This window comes from Amycolatopsis tucumanensis (assembly GCF_021654135.1).
GTDB lineage: Bacteria > Actinomycetota > Actinomycetes > Mycobacteriales > Pseudonocardiaceae > Amycolatopsis_E > Amycolatopsis_E tucumanensis.
Map to the genome: position 1 here is coordinate 1 of NZ_JAKGSD010000119.1, position 3,936 is coordinate 3,936.

General features: G+C 70.1%; 4 protein-coding genes. 2 read left to right on the top strand and 2 right to left on the bottom strand.

Translation table 11 applies throughout. The annotated features are described in order from the left end of the window. Positions 1 to 137: 137 nt before the first annotated feature. Positions 138 to 1,133: a non-homologous end-joining DNA ligase gene (gene ligD, locus L2C96_RS43945; protein WP_237340301.1), complete on the bottom strand. Its 996-nt coding sequence runs from the start codon at positions 1,131 to 1,133 to the stop codon at positions 138 to 140. Beyond that, positions 1,130 to 2,203: an ATP-dependent DNA ligase gene (locus tag L2C96_RS43950; protein ID WP_237340302.1), complete on the bottom strand. Its 1,074-nt coding sequence runs from the start codon at positions 2,201 to 2,203 to the stop codon at positions 1,130 to 1,132. Before L2C96_RS43950 ends, ligD begins: the two co-directional genes overlap by 4 nt. Positions 2,204 to 2,308: 105 nt before the next feature. Here L2C96_RS43950 and L2C96_RS43955 point away from each other — a divergent pair, with 105 nt between their 5' ends. Together L2C96_RS43955 and L2C96_RS43960 are read left to right on the top strand one after the other, a co-directional pair. Beyond that, positions 2,309 to 2,656 (top strand): YciI family protein, encoded by a 348-nt coding sequence (locus L2C96_RS43955; RefSeq protein WP_237340303.1) that lies wholly within the window; start codon positions 2,309 to 2,311, stop codon positions 2,654 to 2,656. Further along, the gene (locus tag L2C96_RS43960; protein ID WP_237340304.1) at positions 2,653 to 3,882 is read left to right on the top strand and encodes an RNA polymerase sigma factor; all 1,230 of its coding nucleotides are present in this window, start codon (positions 2,653 to 2,655) and stop codon (positions 3,880 to 3,882) included. The genes L2C96_RS43955 and L2C96_RS43960 overlap by 4 nt, the downstream gene beginning before the upstream one ends. Positions 3,883 to 3,936 lie beyond the last annotated feature (54 nt).

Consider the following 3,936-nt stretch of genomic DNA (forward strand, 5'->3'; position numbering starts at 1 on the left):
AGATCGGCTGTGGATCGGGGGCGGGGGAGGTCTGGTTGGGGTAGTCGCCTGCTTTGCGTTGCCGGGTGGCGGTTTCGAGGTTGGTTTGGGTGCTCGGTGGCGTTTCGTTGCCGGGCGGCGGTTTGTTGCTCGTGGCGCTAGCTCTTCTTTGCCCGACTCGGTGCCACTCGCGGTGGCTCGTTCGGCTGCTTCGGGTACACGGGCGGCCACGGCGCATCCATCATTCCCGCTGCCATGTCCCGCTCCGACATCTCCAGCAGCGGCTCGATCGTCTGCGGCCGCTCCCGCATCTGCGCCCATGGGTCACCTCGCCGAGCGACCAGGTCCGGCACCGTCGACAGGGTCAACTCCCCGGGTTCCACTGTGGACAGATCGTCCCACGAAATGGGCGTCGAGACCTGCCCGCCTGGCCGTGGGCGGACGCACCACGCGCCGAACACCGTCTTGTGTGGGGCATTCTGGTTGAAGTCCACGAAGACCCTCGCGCCCCGTTCTTCCTTCCACCACTGCGCCGTGATGAGGTCCGGGTGCCTGCGCTCCAGCTCCCGCGCCAAGGCGACCGCGGCAGCGCGCACCGCGTAGGAGTCCCACCGTGGTTCCAGCGCCACGTAGACGTGCAGGCCACGGGAGCCTGTTGTCTTGATGTAGGCCGCGATGCCCAGGGAGTCCAGCAGGTCCTTCGTCAGCACCGCCGCCTCGCGGACCTGCTCGAACGTCACCCCGGGCGACGGGTCCAGATCGATTCGCAGCTCGTCGGCGAACTCGGGCGCCGAGGCGCGGTACGGCCAGACGTGGAAACCGATGCAGCCCAGGTTCACCGCCCACAGGATGTGCCCCAGGTCGGCCGCCACGAGGGCGTCCGAGGTCGTTCCGTTCGGGGTGGACACCACGGTGGTCCGCACCCAGGACGGCGTCGACTTCGGGACACGCTTCTGGAACCACGACTTGCCGCTCGCGCCGTCGGGATAGCGCTCCAGCAGCAACGGCCGGTCCCGCAGCGTGTTCATCAACGGGCCCTCGACCGCCTGGTAGTACCGGACCAGGTCGAGCTTCGTCTCGCCGCGCTCGGTGAAGTACACCTTGTCCGGCGACGAGATGCTGACCTCGGTGCCTTCAATCGGTACAGCGCTCACGCTCTCACCTCGCTGAACAGGGCGGTCAGCTCCGCCGGCGGCACCTCTTCCAGCTGGTCGTAACGACACGAGTCCGGGGTCCGATCGGGCCGGAACCGCACGAGGCGCGTCGCGTGGCGGAAGCGGCCCGCCTGCAGGTGGTCGTAGCGGACCTCGGCGACCAGTTCGATCCGCACCGGCTCCCACGACAGGTCCTTGCCCGCGTTCCACCGGCTCTGCGCGCCCGGCACCCGCCTGCCGTCGGGCTCGAACGACGCCCACTCGCGCCACGGGTGCTGCTCCATCGCGCCCTCCCGCAGCGGCGCCAGCTCGTCGACCAGCTCCCGCCGTCGCGCCGCGGTGAAACTGCTCGCCACGCCCATGTGCTGCAGCCGCCCGTCCGCGTCGTACAGGCCGAGCAGCAGCGATCCGATCCCGTTGCCGTCCTTGTGCCAGCGGAACCCGGCGACCACGCAGTCCGCGGTGCGCTCGTGCTTGACCTTCCACATCACCCGCTTGTCCTGCTCGTACGGCAGGTCCCCCGGCTTCGCCATGACCCCGTCGAACCCGGCGCCCTCGAACCGGGTGAACCAGTCCTGCGCGACGTCCGGGTCCTGCGTCATCGGCGTCAGGTGCACCCGGGCGAGTGAGTCGTCGAGCACCCCTTCGAGGACGTGCCTGCGCCGCTGGAACGGTTCACCGGTCAGGTCGGCGTGGTCGAGGGCGAGCACGTCGAACGCGACAAAGCTGGCCGGTGTCTCCACGGCCAGCTTCCGCACCCGGGACGCGGCGGGGTGCAGCCGGAGCTGGAGGCTGTCGAAGTCGAGACCGCCGCTGGTGACGATGACGATCTCCCCGTCGACCACGCACCGCTCCGGCAGCGCGGCCTTCAGCAGGTCGACCAGCTCGGGGAAGTACCTGGTCAGGGGCCGGTCGTTGCGGGAGCCCAGCTCGACCTCGTCACCGTCGCGGAACACGACGCAGCGGAACCCGTCCCACTTCGGCTCGTAGTGCAGCCCGGGTTCGCGGGGCATCTCGTGCACGGCCTTCGCCAGCATCGGCTTGACCGGCGGCATCACGGGCAGGTCCACACCGCTGACTCTAGGCCGGAAAAATTCTCCGCGCGCCATGTCGAGAAAACGTGATCCGCTCCGGACCTCCTTCCGACAGAGGCTCGACCAGGGAGGATGACCCCCATGAAGTACATGGTGATTCTGTACGGCAACCAGGAGCTGTGGGACTCGGTGACGCCGGACGAGTGGCAGGCGGCCGTCGCCGCGCAGGACGCGTTCAACGAGAAGTACTTCGCGTCCGGCGAGCTGCTCGGCGCGTACGGCATCGCGGACCCGAAGGTCGTCCGGGTCCGCGACGGGCAGACGACGGTCACCGACGGGCCGTACCTGGAGACCAAGGAGTACCTGGCCAGCGTGGCGATGCTCGAGGTGGACAGCGAGGAGCGGGCACTGGAGATCGCGGCGGACAACCCGTTCGCCGCGTTCCGGCAGGTCGAGGTGTGGCCCGTGCTGCACGGCGGCGAGGGATGACCGACGACCTGCTGCGCGACCTGGCGCCGCAGGTGCTGGCGATCCTCATGCGCCGCTACGGCGGGCTCGACACGTGTGAGGACGCGGTGCAGGAGGCGCTGCTCGCGGCCGCCACCCAGTGGGGCGAGACCGGCGTGCCGGACAACCCGCGCGGGTGGCTGCTGACGGTCGCGACGCGGCGCCTGACCGACTGGATGCGCAGCGACAGCGCACGGCGCCGCCGGGAGGACGAGGACCTGCTCGCCACCCCGGCGACGCAGCGGGTGGCGCCGGGCGCGGACGAACGCAGCCCCGGCGACGCGGACGACACCCTCACCCTGCTGTTCCTGTGCTGCCACCCGTCGCTGTCGGTGCCGTCGCAGACCGCGCTGACCCTGCGCGCCGTCGGCGGCCTCACGACGGCCGAGATCGCGAAGGCGTTCTTCGTCCCCGAGGCGACGATGGCCCAGCGGATCAGCCGGGCGAAGCAGAAGGTGAAGGGCACCCGGTTCAGCCTGCCGCCCGAGGAAGAGCGGGGCGAGCGGCTGAACGCGGTCCTGCACGTGCTGTACCTGATGTTCAACGAGGGCTACACGGCGACCGCGGGCCCCGACCTGCAGCGCGACGACCTGGCCGCGGAGGCGATCCGGCTGACCCGCCTGGTGCGGCGCTTGTTGCCGTCGGATTGGGAGGTCGCGGGCCTGCTGGCGCTGATGCTGCTCACCCACGCCCGGCGGTTCGCGAGGAGCGTCGACGGTGAGCTGGTCCCGCTGTCCGAACAGGACCGCACCCGCTGGGACCGGGCCCTGATCGAAGAGGGGGTCGCCCTGATCAGCGAGGCCTTGGCGAAGACCACCCGGCTCGGCGCGTACCAACTGCAGGCCGCGATCGCCGCGGTGCACGACGAAGCCGCCAGCGACGAGGAGACGGACTGGCCCCAGGTGGTGGCCCTGTACGGCCTGCTGGAGCGGGTCGCCCCGAACCCCATGGTGACCCTGAACAAAGCGGTGGCCGTGGCGATGACGTCCGGCCCCCGAGCCGGCTTGGAGCTCCTGGACTCGCTCACTGAGGATCCGCGCCTGGCCAAGCACCACCGCCTGCACGCCGTCCGCGCCCACCTGCTGGAACGGGCAGGCGAGACATCGGAGGCCCGCAGGGAATACCAACTGGCGGCGAAGCGGACGACGAGCCTCCCCGAGCAGCGCTACCTGCAAAAGCGCGCAGCAAGGTGCACCACCCCCAACTGAGCTGGGTGGTCATCCCGTCGCCTGACACTGGACGATCACCTTGAGCCAGGGCCG

Bases quoted from the DNA above. Each gene is read 5' to 3' on its own strand.
- L2C96_RS43955 (WP_237340303.1), top strand. From the start codon at position 2,309: ATGAAGTACATGGTGATTCTGTACGGCAACCAGGAGCTGTGGGACTCG.
- L2C96_RS43960 (WP_237340304.1), top strand. From the start codon at position 2,653: ATGACCGACGACCTGCTGCGCGACCTGGCGCCGCAGGTGCTGGCGATC.